Annotated in this window: 15 protein-coding genes; 7 read left to right on the top strand and 8 right to left on the bottom strand. The window is 42.2% G+C overall.

Features of this window, described 5'->3' with window-relative positions; genetic code table 11:
- The first annotated feature begins 4 nt into the window (after nt 1-4).
- Nucleotides 5-520, top strand: coding sequence for a metallophosphoesterase (locus tag PAP_RS06800; protein WP_048165295.1), 516 nt, complete (start codon nt 5-7; stop codon nt 518-520).
- A gap of 27 nt (nt 521-547) precedes the next feature.
- Here the strand turns inward: PAP_RS06800 and hpkB are convergent, their stop codons facing one another.
- The gene (gene hpkB / locus PAP_RS06795) at nt 548-751 is read right to left on the bottom strand and encodes an archaeal histone HpkB (RefSeq protein ID WP_048165294.1); all 204 of its coding nucleotides are present in this window, start codon (nt 749-751) and stop codon (nt 548-550) included.
- A gap of 458 nt (nt 752-1,209) precedes the next feature.
- Between hpkB and PAP_RS06790 the strand changes: the two genes are divergently transcribed.
- The 4 genes from PAP_RS06790 (at nt 1,210) to PAP_RS06775 (ending at nt 5,328) form a co-directional block, all read left to right on the top strand.
- On the top strand, nt 1,210-2,685 hold the full coding sequence (locus tag PAP_RS06790; protein ID WP_048165293.1) for a sodium/proline symporter: 1,476 nt from the start codon (nt 1,210-1,212) through the stop codon (nt 2,683-2,685).
- Between the two features lie 130 nt (nt 2,686-2,815).
- Nucleotides 2,816-4,147, top strand: a complete 1,332-nt coding sequence (gene rbcL / locus PAP_RS06785) for a type III ribulose-bisphosphate carboxylase (protein WP_048165292.1) — start codon at nt 2,816-2,818, stop codon at nt 4,145-4,147.
- Nucleotides 4,148-4,198: 51 nt separating this feature from the next.
- On the top strand, nt 4,199-4,885 hold the full coding sequence (locus tag PAP_RS06780; RefSeq protein WP_048165291.1) for a class I SAM-dependent methyltransferase: 687 nt from the start codon (nt 4,199-4,201) through the stop codon (nt 4,883-4,885).
- Nucleotides 4,886-4,917: 32 nt separating this feature from the next.
- A complete protein-coding gene (locus PAP_RS06775; RefSeq protein ID WP_048165290.1) occupies nt 4,918-5,328 on the top strand; it encodes a ParB/RepB/Spo0J family partition protein in 411 nt (136 codons plus the stop codon).
- Here PAP_RS06775 and PAP_RS06770 read toward each other — a convergent pair.
- The gene (locus tag PAP_RS06770; protein WP_048165289.1) at nt 5,325-8,177 is read right to left on the bottom strand and encodes an STT3 domain-containing protein; all 2,853 of its coding nucleotides are present in this window, start codon (nt 8,175-8,177) and stop codon (nt 5,325-5,327) included. The two genes, PAP_RS06775 and PAP_RS06770, sit on opposite strands and share 4 nt — an antisense overlap.
- 10 nt (nt 8,178-8,187) lie before the next feature.
- Nucleotides 8,188-9,996: a glutamine--fructose-6-phosphate transaminase (isomerizing) gene (glmS, locus tag PAP_RS06765; RefSeq protein WP_048165288.1), complete on the bottom strand. Its 1,809-nt coding sequence runs from the start codon at nt 9,994-9,996 to the stop codon at nt 8,188-8,190.
- Nucleotides 9,997-10,261: 265 nt separating this feature from the next.
- Between glmS and PAP_RS06760 the strand changes: the two genes are divergently transcribed.
- Both PAP_RS06760 and PAP_RS06755 read left to right on the top strand, forming a co-directional pair.
- Nucleotides 10,262-10,459 (top strand): PCNA-inhibitor, encoded by a 198-nt coding sequence (locus tag PAP_RS06760; protein ID WP_048165287.1) that lies wholly within the window; start codon nt 10,262-10,264, stop codon nt 10,457-10,459.
- 105 nt (nt 10,460-10,564) lie between these two features.
- The gene (locus PAP_RS06755) at nt 10,565-13,066 is read left to right on the top strand and encodes a DUF5814 domain-containing protein (protein WP_048165286.1); all 2,502 of its coding nucleotides are present in this window, start codon (nt 10,565-10,567) and stop codon (nt 13,064-13,066) included.
- Here the strand turns inward: PAP_RS06755 and PAP_RS10115 are convergent, their stop codons facing one another.
- The 5 genes from PAP_RS10115 to PAP_RS06735 form a co-directional block, all read right to left on the bottom strand.
- Nucleotides 13,067-13,495: a MinD/ParA family ATP-binding protein gene (locus PAP_RS10115; RefSeq protein WP_144368002.1), complete on the bottom strand. Its 429-nt coding sequence runs from the start codon at nt 13,493-13,495 to the stop codon at nt 13,067-13,069.
- 41 nt (nt 13,496-13,536) lie between these two features.
- Nucleotides 13,537-13,803: a nucleotide-binding protein gene (locus PAP_RS10110; RefSeq protein ID WP_052649104.1), complete on the bottom strand. Its 267-nt coding sequence runs from the start codon at nt 13,801-13,803 to the stop codon at nt 13,537-13,539.
- Entirely contained in the window at nt 13,794-14,606 is an 813-nt protein-coding gene (locus tag PAP_RS06745) for a MinD/ParA family ATP-binding protein (RefSeq protein ID WP_048165285.1), read from the bottom strand. The genes PAP_RS10110 and PAP_RS06745 overlap by 10 nt, the downstream gene beginning before the upstream one ends.
- A gap of 118 nt (nt 14,607-14,724) precedes the next feature.
- Nucleotides 14,725-15,519 (bottom strand): DUF63 family protein, encoded by a 795-nt coding sequence (locus PAP_RS06740; RefSeq protein ID WP_048165284.1) that lies wholly within the window; start codon nt 15,517-15,519, stop codon nt 14,725-14,727.
- Between the two features lie 103 nt (nt 15,520-15,622).
- Nucleotides 15,623-15,940: a P-II family nitrogen regulator gene (locus PAP_RS06735; RefSeq protein ID WP_048165283.1), complete on the bottom strand. Its 318-nt coding sequence runs from the start codon at nt 15,938-15,940 to the stop codon at nt 15,623-15,625.
- Between the last annotated feature and the right edge of the window lie 28 nt (nt 15,941-15,968).

Here is a 15,968-nt window from a genome sequence, read left to right as displayed (position 1 = left end):
TAGCATGAAAATAGGAATTTTAAGCGACACGCATTATCCGGACAAAACCTCTTACGTACCGGATTTAATATTTGACACATTTAGAAAAGAAAGGGTTGAGCTAATACTCCATGCAGGAGATCTAACATCTCCAGAACTCAAAAGAGCTTTTGAGGATATAGCACCGATGGTTGTAGTTAGAGGGAATCTTGACAAGTTAATTTTTCCCGAGGAAGAAATTGTGAAAGTCGAAGGTATGAAGATTGGTCTTATTCATGGCCATCAGTTTCTTTCGCTTGACTCCCAAGTTTTAAAGTATAAAGCCTTAGAAATGGATGTTGATTTACTCATATTTGGACATACGCACAGGTTCTTCTTTAATAAATATTGTATTAGTGAAAAAGAAGTTATGCTCTTGAACCCTGGCTCTCCTACAGTGCCAAGGAGAAGTGATCCCACATTTATAGTTGGAGAAGTCAAAGATAAAAAATTTAATTTTAAAATTTTCAAACCTTGGGAAACAGGATGGAAATGGCCTTGAGGATAGAAAAGATAAAGAAAAAAGCAATCATTGCTTAATGGCCAACTTAATGTCCTCGGCCTTGACTGTCTTCCTGCCTGCGTGGTGGGCAAGCTCGACAGCCTTCTTAGCGATTTCCATAGCCTTGTCCTCAAGGTGCTCGGCGAGAACCTTGGCGGCCTCCTCACTAACTCTTGGAGCACCTGCCTTTCTAATCAATCTGTCAACTGGGGCAATTGGCAACTCAGCCATACCACATACCTCCTAACATTTGTTAAATGGGTTTTTGCACTTTAATTTTTGAACAAAGGTATATATAAACTTTTCGGAAATGGAGGCTTTTCAGCTAAATATTGGCCGTGTATTCTTACAGTAATCGAGAGTTTATGAAAAGTAATGCTAGTACAAGGATGATGTCCATTTTTTGGATGCTCAAGCACTAACGAATATGGATTACTCAAGCATATTTGGATATAATCTCCGCTCTCTACCTTTATCAATCTTCGACAGATGTCTATCACCACAACGCTTATATACTAAGGGTTTACATACATAAAGACGCTAATGTCCTAAGGAGGTGAACAGTGCAATGGTTGGTGCAAAGATAGTCTTGTTTGTACTGCCTACGGCAATAGTTCTAACTTCAGTTTTGATCTACTATATTGCGGAAAAAAAGAAATGAATAACAATAAGATAGGGGGTAATAAATAATGGATGCATATGAAATGTTGAAAAACCCGGTTGCACTGGTAGCATTTTTATTTACCTTATTGCTGCCGGTGTTTGTTGGATTTTTCGTCATGAGAAGAACAAAGACCGAAGAAGACTTCTTCGTTGGCGGTAGAGCAATGAACAAGATAGTCGTAGCTCTTTCAGCAGTTTCCTCCGGTAGGTCATCATGGTTAGTCTTGGGTCTCAGTGGAATGGCATATGTTAAAGGAGTAAGTGCGGTGTGGGCTGCAGTGGGTTACATAGTTATGGAGATGTTTCAGTTCGTTTACATGGGAATGAAGCTTAGGAGATTCTCCGAAAAATTCGATTGTATAACTGTCCCAGACTACTTTGAAGCTAGATTTAGAGACAATTCAAAAGTGCTGAGAATTCTAGTATCGATAATTATCGCGCTGTTCTTGACGGCCTATGTCGGAGCACAATTTAACGCTGGTGCTAAATCTCTAAGCACAGCATTAGGATTACCGATGTTTGTAGCTCTACTAATATCAGCAACATTGATTTTGGTCTATATGGCACTAGGTGGCTTCATTGCGGTGGCATATAACGATGTTATTAGAGCAGTTATAATGATAGTTGGTTTGGTGCTCCTCCCAGTAGTTGCCATAGCTAAAGTCGGTGGCGTGGATGCTATGCTCACCATTCTACAGCAGCTTAATCCAAAGTATATCGACCCATTATCCCTTGGATTCGGCGGTTTGATAGGATTCCTCGGTATTGGTTTGGGTTCTCCAGGACAGCCGCACATAATAGTTAGGTACATGTCAATTGATGACCCTGACAGGCTTAGGGCATCCACCGTTATAGGTACGTTTTGGAATGTAGTTTTGGCATGGGGAGCTATCTTTGTTGGATTAATCGGAAGAGCACTGTATCCTGATGTAGCGATGCTACCAAACGAGAGTTCAGAGATGATTTATCTCGTGTTATCTTCAGACTTCTTTGGACCTCTGCTCTATGGAATCCTAATTGGTGGTGTCTTTGCAGCCATACTCTCCACAGCAGATTCTCAATTGCTTGTAGTTGCCTCGACAATCGTTAGAGATTTCTACCAAGAGGTTATGAAGAAAGGAGAACAAATTGACGAAAAGAAAGTACTCTTCCTCAGCAGGACCATTGTCATTATTACTGGAATTATAGCGATGCTATTAGCTTACTTCGCCAAAGACATTATTTTCTGGCTAGTGCTCTTCGCATGGGGAGGCCTTGGAGCATCTATAGGTCCAACACTAATATTATCCCTATATTGGAAGAGGACCACTAAATGGGGAGTTGCTGCTGGATTGATTGTGGGTGCTCTGACAACTATAATATGGAAGCTCTACTTAAAAGCAACCACTGGAATCTACGAGCTAGTTCCAGCGTTCCTATTCTCTCTATTGGCCACCATTATAGTCAGCTTACTCACAAAGCCACCTGAAAACGTCGAAGAGCTCATGCAAGCTATGGAGTGACCCCCTCTCTTCTTTTTATTATGGACATATCTGTACCGTAGCCTTTTTATATACATCAGTGCAATTGATATATTACTTGGAGAATATTGACCAGAAGAATATTTCTCTAAAACAGCAGGAGGTTGTAAAAATGCCTGAAAAGTTTGAGATATACGACATATATGTGGACAAAGAGTATGAACCAAACAGAAAGAGGGACGTTATCGCAGTGTTTAGGATTACCCCCGCAGAGGGCTTCAGCATTGAAGATGCTGCTGGGGCTGTAGCCGCTGAAAGTTCCACGGGGACGTGGACGAGCCTTTATCAATGGTATGAAAAGGAAAGATGGGACGACATGTCCGCCAAGGCATATTACTTCCACGACATGGGAGATGGCTCATGGATTGTTAGAATAGCCTATCCAATGCACCTCTTCGAAGAGGGTAACCTTCCGGGCTTTCTTGCATCCGTTGCGGGTAACATCTTTGGAATGAAGCGTGTCAAAGGGCTCCGCCTTGAGGACTTATACCTTCCTGAGAGGTTTCTTAGAGATTTCAGCGGCCCTGCCTTTGGAAAGAAAGGGGTAAAAGAGATTTTTGGCGTTAAGGATAGGCCCATAGTTGGAACCGTCCCGAAGCCAAAAGTTGGTTACTCCCCTGAAGAGCTTGAAAAGCTCGCTTATGACCTCCTCAGTGGTGGAATGGACTATGTAAAGGACGATGAAAACCTCACAAGTCCATGGTACAACCGCTTTGAGGACAGAGCTGATGTGCTCATGAAGGTCATTGAAAAGGTAGAAAACGAGACAGGTGAGAAGAAGTCATGGTTCGCAAACATAACCGCCGATGTTAGAGAGATGGAGCGTAGGCTTGAGCTTTTAGCGGACTACGGCAATCCTCATGCAATGGTCGATGTTGTCGTTACAGGATGGGGTGCTCTCGAATACATCCGCGACCTTGCCGCTGACTATGGCATAGCCATCCACGGTCACAGAGCTATGCATGCCGCGTTTACAAGAAGCCCCTACCACGGCATTTCAATGTTCGTCCTTGCTAAGTTATGCCGTGTTATAGGTATTGACCAGCTTCACGTTGGAACTGCAGGAGCAGGAAAGCTTGAGGGCGGAAAGTGGGACGTCATCCAGTACGCGAGGATATTCACGGAGGAGCACTATGTCCCGGATGAAAACGATGTTTATCACCTTGAGCAGAAGTTCTACCACATAAAGCCGGCCATGCCGACCAGCTCCGGCGGACTCCACCCCGGAAACCTCAAACCCGTCATAGATGCCCTTGGAACTGATATCGTCCTGCAGATAGGAGGAGGAACCCTCGGACACCCCGATGGACCAAAGGCGGGAGCTATGGCAGTTAGGCAAGCTCTAGATGCCATCATAGAGGGAACACCGCTCGACGAATACGCCAAGACTCATAAGGAGCTGGCAAGAGCTTTAGAGAAGTGGGGCCACGTAACTCCAGTTTAAACTCTTCACCTCCTTTTTGTTCTATTTTGACTGCAGGTGTTGGGGGTTAAGATGGCGGAGTACTTCAATAAAATAGCTAATCGCTATGATTCTTGGTATCTAACCAAAACAGGACAATATGTCGATAGAACTGAAAAAAGGTTAATCTTTTCTATGATGCATACCAAGAAAGGGCGTGCATTGGATTTAGGTTGTGGTACAGGGAACTACACTTTGGAGCTGTACAAAAGAGGATTTAATGTTGTTGGGACAGATTTAAGCTTTGAGATGCTGAAGATAGCAAAAACTAAGCTTCCAAACGTGCCTTTCATTAAGGCAAATGCGTACAACTTACCTTTTAAAGATGAGAGCTTTGACTTAGTTTTAAGCGTTACCATGTTTGAGTTTTTAAAAGAGCCAGAAAAAGCTGTGAAAGAAATTTATAGAGTTCTTAAACCCAATGGAGAAGTTGTCATTGGGACTATGAACGGGAGGAGCTCGTGGTTTTTCTTTAAGCGCTTGAAAAGCCTCTTTGTTGAAACCGCTTATAGATATGCTCGGTTCTACACTCCAAAAGAGCTCGAGGACATTTTATTATCAACTGGCTTTAAAGAAGTTGAGAGCAGAGGCATAATATACTTCCCCTCTTTCTTCCCCTTCTTGAGTCTTGCGGAGAAAATGGATGAAAGGTTTAGCGAGAGACTAAAAGAAATTGGGGCCTTTATAGCAGTTAGAGGCGTGAAAGACAAAACTGTTTAATATGAGGGAAAACAATTTATTTTTGATGAAAGATGGATGATATAATATTAATAACCCGTGAAAAGACTTTTGAAAAGGCAAAGCATATCAAAAAAGAAAACGAGTTAGTCTATGGTGTTGAGTTTGAACTTACAATGGAATATCTTCCCCTTAATATCCTAATCCCAACGCAGTGGGAGCTGAATGAGGCAAAGTTGCTGGTTGTCCTTCAAGAGATTAAGCACGGCTATGATGCCCCCATAATCGTGCTCGACTACAAAGGACGCTACTATGTGTTGGATGGTCACCATAGGGCGTTTGCCCTAAAAAAACTCGGCTTTTCTCAAGTTGAGTGCATAATACTAAAACCCACAAAAGATGTTGAGATAAAAATCGAAGAGAGCGTAAAAAGAGTGGGGCTAAAAAGCTTGGACGATATAAAAATAGTAAGAGACAGAGGCTAGCCTTGCATGTATATTGTATACTCCTTGTCCGCTATAAACACTGGTTCAACCCTTATGCCCCTCACGGTAACCTTGTCCGCACCGTACTTCTCCTTCAGGGAGTTGATGTAAGGTGTGATTACCTCTGGGAACTCTGCATCGCCCTTAAATGTAATCTCCTCGTTTGTTGTCTTTAAGCCGTCTGCAATCTTCTCATAATATATGATGTCCATGTGAGGCTCGAATATTGCATTGACGTCATCATTGCTTGTTCCCTGCGTCCTAACGAGATAAATCACTGTTGCCCTTAGGTAAAGGCTCATATCATTGTAGTCCTTTCTAAATGCTGCCTTGATCTCTAGCTCGCCGCTTTGTCCCTCGCTTAATACACGTATGGGGTTTGCAATTTTGCCGTTAACTTTAGGTGCATCTGTGAGCGCTCCCACAGGTCCCTTTTGGATTAGAACGAGCTTGTACTTAGTTGCATTAGGAACGTTTAAGCTAACTTCAACTGGTTCCTCTTTTAGGTGGTCAATATTAACGTTTTGTGCAATTATCTGTTCGCTGATCAACGTATCATTGTCGTATGCAAGAAGTTTAATCGTGGCATCTTTAATGTCCCTTCCAAAGGCTGAGATGTAGAGCTTAGCCTTATACTCGCCCGGTGTAAGCTTACCAACGCTCTTCCAAGTACCGTTTTCATATACATCAAGCCTATAGAGCACAAAGGGTATGAATTTATATGTATTCACATCTCCTGTGTTGTAAGCCAGCTTAAAGTTCGGAAGCTGGGATGCTCCGAAGAAAGCTAAATCAACGAAGTTGCTTCCTGCTATTTTGTAATATGCTACAACAGCATAGTTGGGGAATATATAAGCCACATAGGGAAAGCTTCCTGCTCCTCTTACAACTTCTCCTGTACCCACAAAGATGGACTGTATTGGCTCTCCCTGCTGATTCCCAATGGTTATTATCACTTTCTTTTGACCACCTTCACTCGTTATTTCAAGCTTTCTATAGGCATCCAGCATGTAGAGGTTGTCTGCCACTTTTTGGAAGGGGATGAACATCGAAATGTTATCTCTCTCGTTTCTGCTTATCGCTCCTCCGAGGTAGCTTATGGCATTGAACTTGTAGATGTCCTGATTCCAGACAATGAAATAGTTAAGCTGCCAGCTCTCAAAATCCACCTCACTCTTATTTCCACTGTTGGCTAAAAATTGGGCTAGTATGTGATCTCTATCCCTAGCATGTCCCCCGTCTGCACTTGCCCTTCTATTACTCAAGAGGGAACTCTCAATCCAATAGCCATAGTCCCACCATGATGTTGCAGTATCAAGCTCGTTTGAGTTTTCCTTGAGCCAGTTGAGTGTTTTTTCCCAGCTTGGAGTCACAGCATCTTGAAGTCCCATTGCCTTAGCTTGATTGTTCATGTTGACAGCCCCAGTAATTGGGAGGGGCACCAATAGTATAAGGAGCACAATGGTGAACATAGCTTTGGTTGATGGCTTCTCTTTCATAGTAGTTATGTAGTTAAATATTTCCCCAATTAAATAAGCAAACACTAGGATTATCGCCGCAGAGGCCAGGAATAAAAACCTCACGGCTGTCCCTATTAAGTATACAGACATGCCATAGAGCGTTAGAAGGAACAACAACTTTGAATTTACTTTATTATTCCTAAAGAGCTCAAGTAGGAACTTAAATATGGCCAAAGCAGCTCCTCCTAGCGAGAGGAAAAATACTATACCATCACTTCCTTTTACACTGTAGTATACCTTTATGTCGTTCATTGTAGTCTTTGCAAGCTCTTGAACGGTCTCATAAACCTGTGTCGATTGATAGGCACCGCTCATGAGCGACCAGAGCTTTGGACCCACATATAAGCGAGCCCCAACAAGCCCAATTGCTATAATGACAACAACAATTCCAAAGCGGTGGAGCTTATCTTCATAGTTGAGCTTTAGCCTTTCACCATAGAGCATTACCATGGTTAAAGCCGTTAATCCCAAGAATGCTTCAAAGGCGAACTTTATGTGTCCTGCAACTCTGACAATGCCGCTTGGAGTTAAAGCATAGCCAACTATCAAGAATAAAACATAAGCCGGGTAGAAGTCTCTAACAAAGGCTTTAAATCTATCAATCTCTCCAAAGATGAAGAGTGCTATGGCATTTAGCGCACCAAACCCAAGGAACACCATTATGCCAAAGGGCGAACCGTTCCAAGCCGCTAAGCTTAGAACTCCAAAGAGAATAAATAACGCGCCATAGGCATATTTTAGAATCTTTTTTTGTTCTTCCAGATAATAAAACATTGAAGCTGCTGCAAAGAGGAAGAACATCATGAAAAGACCGTCTCCTCTGTTGTTTCCCGAAAAAGTCCTTACAAAGTGCGCAGTTAAGAACATCATGACTAATGCGCTCCAAAGCCCTGTCCACTCGTTATGAAGCTTTCTTCCGAGTAAGTACACCCCTATTATGCTGAAGAACCCAACTAATGCTGGAAACATCTTAAATGCTTGGAACACACTAACTCCAAAAACCGAGAGCACTTTGTAAATTACTGCAGGAACAATGTACAATCCCAAAGGCTCGCCTATTTTAGCACCAAAAGGAGCTTCTGCAAGCGGATAATACTTGGGAATCCATTCCTTTATCGTGAGCTTGTATATCTCATAGTGATAGAACGTGTCGGGGTCTATGAAGTACTTCGTCGCTGAAGGTTGCATTCTTATGGTATACCCTATATAGGCAACTATCAAAACGACAATAGGAACTACTATCCTCAGAGCTTTTTCAAAGTTAAAAGAGGAAGAAGGTTCTCGAGATTTCTCTTTTTCTCTCATCTCTTTTTCTTTTGTTTTCACCATTTTTACCACCTCATTCAACCGTAACGGATTTTGCCAAATTCCTCGGCTTGTCAGGGTCGTTTCCTCTTAAAACTGCCAAATGGTAGGCCAATATTTGGAGGGGAACTACATAAACAACTGGGCTTAAGAGTTCATCGATCTTTGGCATTTTCAAAAATACATCGCTTACCTTTGAGAGCTCATCACTGTCTCCAAGGCTAATTATGAAACCTTTCCTTGCGTTTACCTCTTTTATGTTTGAAATCATCTTCTCTAAAAGCTTGCCGTTAGGTGCCACCGCCACCACGGGAACGCCTTCTTCGATTAGTGCCAATGGACCGTGCTTTAGCTCTCCTGCTGACAGTCCTTCGGCATGGATATAGCTTATTTCTTTAAGCTTTAGCGCCCCCTCTAATGCTGTTGGAACACTTACACCCCTTCCAATATAGAAGAAGTCTTTTCTATCTTTTAACTCTTCAGCTAGTTTTTTGAGCTCCCCGTCATACTCTAAAACTTCCTCAATGAATGATGGCAACTGGGTGAGCTGCTCCTCTAATTGGGTTAAATACCTTTCATCAGCTGTTCTTAAATGTCTCGCCAAGGCTGTGATTAGCATAGCCAAAACTGTCAGCTGTGTAGTGTATGTTTTAGTCGCTGCAACGCCTATCTCAGGCCCTGCAAATGTGTAAACAACAAGATCACTCAAACGTGTTGCCATGCTTCCCACAACATTGACTATACTCAAAACTTTCGCTCCCTTTTTCTTAGCGAGCTTTATCGCCGCGAGGGTATCAGCTGTTTCACCGCTTTGGGTTATGGCTATAACAAGGGTTTTGTCATCTATTAGCTCTTCAGCCTCATACCTAAACTCACTAGCTTCCTCAACTATAGGAACTCTTTTTGCCAAGCGCTGGAATAGATATTTAGCGTAGAGGGCAGCATGATAGGAAGTACCCATTGCAACTATGAATATTTTCTCGTAGTTTGCTATTTCTTCAGCAATTCTTGCTATAGTTTCAGCATTGCCATAAATAGCTTCTCTCACTGCGTTCGGCTGCTCATAAATCTCCTTGAGCATAAAGTGAGGAAAGCCCTGCTTCTCAGCCATTTCAAGGGTCCAAGTGATTTCTTGAATTTCTTTTCTCTTGAGCTTCCCAGTTTTAATATCCTTTACTAAGAAAGAGTCCTTGCTTATAATAGCATATTCTCCATCATCGAGAAAAATCACCTTATTTGTATAAGCCAAAAATGCAGGAACATCAGAAGCAGCAAACATCTCTCCATTCCCTACTCCTAAAACTAGGGGACTTTCATTTCTAACTAAGTAGATGTGATCTGTATCATTCTTATAAACAATAGCCAGAGCAAATGAACCTTTAAGCTTCAACAACGCTTTTCTAAGCGCTTCCTCAAAGTCTTGGCTGCTTTTAAGCTCCTCCTCAATTAAATGCGCGATAACCTCGGTATCAGTCTCGCTTTTAAATACATGCCCCTTCTTCAAAAGCTCCTCCTTAAGCTCGAGGTAGTTCTCTATAATGCCGTTGTGGACTAAAGCTATTTCTCCTATACAGTCCATATGGGGATGAGCATTAACATCATTGGGTTCTCCGTGGGTCGCCCAACGTGTTTGGGCAATTCCAGTTCTTCCTCCAATTTCGGAAAATTTTAGCTTCTCATTAAGTTCATCTAACCTTCCTGCACCTTTTTTAACCTCAATTTCTTCTTTGTCGTTTATTGCTATCCCTGCAGAATCATATCCTCTATATTCAAGCCTCTTTAACCCATTAATTAGAACCTCACTAGCTTTTCTTTCTCCGATGTATGCAATTATTCCGCACATTCGGCATCCCTCAAAAGGTTATCATCTCAATAAGTAAAGCATAGTCATTCATTAAAAGGGTTTCTGCAAAATGATTGCGGCTTAATTTAATAAGCATTTGTCAACAGTTGCTTTTCATGTTAGGAGGTTTATAATGATTTCCAACGGAGAAACGATTAGGATGGTGGTGTTAATAGCCTCACACGCCAAAAGCTTAGCTCTTCTATTTTTAATCTGAATCAAAAAACCTATATAGCATTGAGGCCCAGATTTTTTGGGTGGAATCATGGATAAAACGCTCGATGAATTCTTAAATAATGCTCCCGTAAAAAATAAAGAGCCAATGAATAGACCAAAAAAGAAGAGGCTTAAAGAGATCAACCTAGATTCTTTTTTGCCTGATGAGCACATACGCTTCTTTAGATCCCTCAGAATTGGCTCAAAAAGAATTAGAAATGCAAAGGTAATAGAAGCAAGCGACTAGGCATTAACCTACTGTTTTAGTCTCATTTGAGCATGAGCAAGAATGGGTTTTAAAATCGAGCTAATTTTTATAAACCGCTTTAAAAAGAATATCTCGGGGATAGAAATGCTGTTCATCATTCGCAAGGGAAGAAAAAAGAACGAGCTTGAGGCCTACTTTATTGAGCACGAGCCTGAAAAGCTCTCTCAAATGCAGGGACTTAAAGTGGATAGGAGTTACCGTTTAATAATGCGAGAGGGAAGGCTGTTTAAAGTTCTCGAGGGGAGCGAGTACAAAAACCCAAAAGAGATTGAGCGGCTTTTGAGACAGGCCAGAATAGTTCTCATCGAGGGAGAAGAGTATGAGGACTACTTCAAAAGGAGGCTTCAAAATAAGCGTGTTGAGAAAGCTGATCTCTGCCGCTTTTGTCTTATGAGCGATAGAATAACCGTGCTGACAGAAGGAAATAGAATAAAATATCACAACGAATACATATGCGAGCGCTGTGCGGAAGAAGAGCTTAAGAATGAGCTCCGCTTTAGGTTTAGGAGCATAGCTATGTTTGACCAAGCAAAGAATTTGTTAAAACGTTTTAAAGATTTAGATAAGGTTCTAATGACTTTTGACCCTAGGTTTGACCCCATACGCCATCCAGAAATTACAAAATGGGACGAACTGGAGCCAAAGAGGATTAAAATTAAAAAGCTTGCTCTGGAGGAAGTGAAAATTCCTGGAGAGTTTAAACAAGTCTTGAAAAGTGAAGGAGTTAAAGAACTTCTCCCTGTTCAGAGCTTGGCTATTCAAAAGGGCCTATTGGATGGAGAAAGCCTTCTCATAGTGTCCGCCACAGCCAGCGGTAAAACCCTGATAGGTGAACTTGCAGGAGTTCCAAAAGCCATGAAAGGACAAAAAATGCTCTTTTTAGTTCCGCTGGTGGCTCTCGCAAATCAAAAATATGAAGACTTCAAGCGTCGCTATGGCAGGCTTGGCTTAAAAGTTGCCATAAGGGTTGGAATGAGCAGGATAAAGACGAAGGATGAGCTGGTAGTGGTGGATACCGGGATTGATGCAGATATTATAGTGGGAACATATGAGGGAATAGACTACCTTTTGAGGGCGGGGCGTAGGATTGGGAATGTTGGAACTATTGTGATAGATGAGATTCACATGGTAGATGATGAAGATAGAGGGCCACGCTTGGATGGACTAATTGCACGCCTAAGGAAGCTCTATCCAAAGGCCCAATTTTTGGGATTAAGCGCCACTATTGGAAATCCCGAAGAGCTTGCCAAAGAGTTGGGTTTAAAGCTGGTGCTATACGACGAAAGGCCTGTAGCTTTAGAGAGACACATAATTCTAGCAAGGAGTGAAAGTGAGAAGTGGGGATATATAGCTCAATTGACAAAGGCAGAAGCAATGAGAAAGTCTCCACAAGGATTTAAAGGGCAGACGATAGTGTTTACATTCTCAAGGAAGAGGTGCCATGAGTTAGCAAGCTATTTAACGAGCAAGGGTTTAAAAGCAAAACCCTACCACAGCGGTCTTCCTTACACTCAAAGAAAGATAACAGAGCTTGAGTTCCAAAAGCAAAAGCTCGACGTTGTGGTTACTACTGCAGCATTAGGAGCGGGTGTTGACTTTCCAGCATCCCAAGTGCTTTTTGAGAGCTTAGCTATGGGCAATAAGTGGCTGACCGTTAGAGAGTTCCACCAAATGCTTGGCAGGGCTGGAAGACCGCTATACCACGAAAAAGGAAAGGTTTATCTAATTATTGAGCCCGGAAAGAAGTATTCTGCCCAAATGGAAGGGAGCGAAGATGAAGTAGCATTTAAACTCTTAAGTGCACCTATAGAACCTGTAGACGTAGAGTGGAGTGATGAGCTTGAGCAGGATCAAGTTTTAGCCCACTCCTGCCTGTTTTCGCACATGGAGATAATAGAGGAGGTGCAGGCCAGCTGCCTAGGGGCAAACCAAAGCGCTAAGTCCGTTTTGGAAAAGCTTATGGAGTATGAATTCGTCGAGATTAGAGGCAGTTTGGTGAGCGTTACCCCCTATGGAAGAGCTGTAAGCATGAGCTTCCTCCTTCCAAAAGAAGCTGCATTCATACGGGAGAATCTCAAAAAAATGCACCCAAGAGAGATTGCAGTAAAGCTTTTGCCCTTTGAGAATGTCTATTTGAGTGGAGTTATGCAGAGCGAGCTCAATGGGGCCGTTAGGGGCAGAGTTTCGAGCAACATCTTTTCACCGAGCTTTACGTCAATTTTAAGCGAGCTCGATAAGGTTTTGCCTGAAGTCAGTCCAAACGTTCAAGAGAAGCTCTTCATGATTTACCAAGACTTTTTCATGTGCGAAGAGGAGGAGTGCACCGAACACGCGATGGAGCGCTTCAGCAATGAGATAATAGAGCTCAGACGCCAAGGAAAGCACCCCTCTCAAATAGCGCGCTACTTCAGAGAACACTACTCCCTCATCGTTTACCCGGGAGATGTGTTCACCTGGCTCGATGGAACTATCAGAAAGCTCGACGCTGTGGAGAGAATAGCCAAGGTATTCAGGGCTAAAAGGGCTGAAGAGGAGGCAAAAATACTCAAGAGAGAGCTGGAGGAGGGAAGAACCATTAGGAGGTAGCTATTCGAAGAGCCACTTCTCCAGCACTTTTCCACAATCTTTCAGCGCTATTGAAGCATCACTATGAGGGAATTCAAACAAAAAAGGGCTCTTTAAGGATATGGATTCAACAACAGCACCATCTAACGGTATAACCCCCAAAACGGGGATTTCAAGGTTTTCTTCAATATAGTCAATTATGTATTTTTGACTCAGCTTGTCCACCTTGTTTAGTATTACTCCATGCTCCATTCTCCCATCCATGTCTAAGTTGAGATATTTCTCAAGCTCATTGTAGATATAAACCCCAATCTCGTTTTTTGGAACCCTCTCAAGCTCTAAGACAATTATCTGATGAGTTGCAATAGTATAGAGTTCCAGCTCTTCTAGGGGAATGCCACTAGGAGTATCAATGAATGTTACAGCATATTGCCTTGATAAATCTTCCAAGATATGAGTAAGCAGGGGCAGATATATGCCTACCAACGAGCCTAATTCTTTATCCCCCGGCAAAATGCTGACTTTTGTTTTTTATTTTTATAAACCGCAGCTTTCGCTTCGAGAGAAGAATCTGTTAATAGCTTGTGAAGGGTGTACTTGACGTTCCCCAAATTCATATAGTCGGCTAAATCTGGAAGGAACAAATCCCCATCGACCATTAGGACATTGTAATACCTTTTAGCCAAATATGCAGCCAAATTTAGAGTAAGAACACTCTTACCTGTTCCTCCAGGCCCGGTTACCAATACTAACGCCATCTCTTCTCCTCCTCTTCTAGCTCCCCTATTACCTCATCAATTATTTTAGTCCCCACATTTCTCCCGAAGATCCATTCTTCCAGGACTTCTCCACATTTTGCAAATGCCCTCGAAGCTGGAGAATTAAGGTTATATGCCAATATCGGCCTCCCGACATTTATTGCATCGGGAACATTTCCATCAAAAGGCACAACTCCTAAAACATCCACCTTTACAGTTTCATCCAAGAACTTTAGAATTCTCTCCATGTTATCAGCGGATTCTCTAACTTTGTTCAGAATAACACCCACCCTAAGACCATATATATCTCCTAATGCTTTGAGCTTTAAAATTTCGTTTTTAACCAACGTCTCAAAAGAATATATTGGAGAGCGCTCAATTTCAACTACCACTATCTGATACTGCGAGAGAGAAAACAAAGGCATAGTATCAAAAGGAATTCCTGTTGGAGAGTCGACAATAGAAAGTGCAAACTTTTTCATGACGTTTCCTATTGAGTTCTTCAACTTCTCATGGGGAACTCTCAGCACATCGTAAAATTTCGTGCTCCCTGGAAGGATAAACAAATTGCTTTCTCTATCTTCATAAACCGCTACTTGAGGATCTAAGCTATCGTCCATTAGGATGGAGTGAATGTTGTATCTTGGATTGTCCAGCCCAAAGTGAAGTCCAAGCTTGGGAAGATAGAGGTCACCATCAATAACTATCGTTTTATACTTTTGTCTGGCAAAATACACACCTAAATTAGCGGTGAGGGTAGTTTTCCCAGCACCACCCCTTCCAGTAATCACCACTCCAACCATGTCTATCAACTTCTATTTATGTTCTTCAAGGACAAAAAGTTTACCGTATCACATAACCTTGTAATATAAATGTACTGAGGTCAAAAAACAAAGTGAAAATTAGAAAATAATTTAAAAATCAAGCTCCAAGCGTCAGTTGTGTTGGATCCCTAACTCCGGGAGCAAAGCCCAGTACAAATGTCGCAAAATACCAGTACTTTCTCTCATTTTCATTGGGGATGAGGTATTTAACTCCATAGTAAACTATCCCCAAAATCAGAAGCTTCCATGGGTAGAGTATGAAAGGCCCAAAGTGCTCGCTGAGTATTCCCTCAATCCAGTGAACTTCGTAGTGGTTGTAGTAGTAGATAGCAACGACCGTTGAAGCGAGATCATACATGTGAGCCAGCGTGGCTAAAAAGAACACCCTATCAAAAGGCTTGAACTTGTAGTAAACCACTACAGGCACAGAAAAGAGCACCGTATAGAGAAGTGTTAATGCGTAGGCTTGGGGCCTCACCATATTAGTTAGAAACAGATAGAGGGGATATGTTGAGAGTAAGAGTCCCCAAGAGACAGTTATTTTTGGGTATTTCTTAAGTTTAACATCAGCTACTAAAGCTGGGAGGATAAGGAAGAATGCCGTGAAGAATATTCCAGGCGTCAAGATTAGGGGGTTTGGATTTAGAACCTTGCCATCGACGAGGGCTCTCATTGTCGAGCCAAATACTACCATTGGGGCGGTTGCATAGATTAAGCGCTCATCCACTTTGATTTTAAAGCGCTTGATTATGTGATCGTAGGTCAGAATGATGCCCAACCCCAAGAGGAAACCATAGACAAGAGTGTTATACGGGTTGTAGCCTTCCCTCGTGTACATGGGTCTTATAAAGTAGTTCCAGAGAAAGTTGTATATCTCCTGGCTGATTGACATTCACATCACCTTAAGAGAGATTAAGAAAAACTCTAATAAGCGTTTTGGATGTAAAGATGTGAACTATCTCAGTAAGTTTTTCCAAAATTGAAAATTGAACACGCTAGTAGAGCGCTTGCTTTCCTCTTTCGCCTGTCCTAACTCTTACAGCCTCTTCAATTGGCATAATAATTATCTTCCCATCACCGGGAATTCCCCGTCTAGCGTTTTGAATTATTGTTTCAACCACATGTTCTACATCTTCATCTTTAACGAAAAGCTCAAGCTTCATTTTCGGAAGGAGGTCGTAGGGCGGAACACCTCCTTGAACTCCCCTCCCCTTCACAGGGTAAACAGTTAGGGGTATTATCCCAATCGCCTTCAGAGCACTTTTAACCCTTTCAAAATCCTCCTCCCTTATAATAGCCTCAATCTTCTTCATAGAACCACCAATAGTATCTATGTCCCCA

This window comes from Palaeococcus pacificus DY20341, from assembly GCF_000725425.1.
In the GTDB taxonomy this organism is placed as follows: Archaea; Methanobacteriota_B; Thermococci; order Thermococcales; family Thermococcaceae; genus Palaeococcus; species Palaeococcus pacificus.
The sequence above is the reverse complement of the archived record's forward strand: the minus strand, read 5'-3'. Positions and strand labels throughout refer to the sequence as shown.